The sequence below is a fragment of the Pseudomonas sp. 05N431 genome (assembly GCF_056397005.1).
On record NZ_JBFTMN010000058.1, the window covers coordinates 1 to 603 of the forward strand.

Below are 603 nucleotides of genomic sequence, written 5' to 3' on the forward strand. Positions count from 1 at the left end.
ACCGTCAGCGCGCCAGTCACCGGCTCGGCAGTGATCGTGACGTTGGCCAACGGCCAGACCATCACCATCCCGGTCGGCCAATCCAGCGGCACTGCGACCACCACCGCGCCGAACGACGCGCTGGTCGGCCACACCCCGCTGACCAACGCCATCACCAACGTCAGCGGCGGCAACTACGAAAACCTGGTCGCCGACAAGACCCCGGTCAGCACCGCCGTGACCGACACCGTCGACACCACCAACCTGACGCTGAGCGCGACCGGTTCCGTGGCCGAAGGTGGCCAGATCACCTACACCGCGACGCTGACCAACGCGGCCGGCACCGCGATGACCGTGACCCTGAGCAACGGCGCCGTAATCAACATCGACGCTGGCAAAACCACCGGCACCGTAGTGGTCGATGCACCAAAAGACGACGTCTACCTCGATGCCGGCAAGGTCGAGGCAACGATCGCCACCGCCACCGGCGGCAACTTCGAGAACCTGGTCACCAGCAATACACCAGCGGTCACCAACGTCACCGACACCATCGACACCTCGACGGTGAAACTGACCGCCACCGATTCGGCAGCAGAAGGCGGCACCGTCACCTACACCGCCACC

General features: G+C 65.3%; 1 protein-coding gene. It reads left to right on the plus strand.

The window, feature by feature from the left end:
• A partial coding sequence (locus tag AC1DIG_RS29290) for an immunoglobulin-like domain-containing protein (protein ID WP_477770110.1) occupies window positions 1-603 on the plus strand: 603 nt, incomplete at both ends.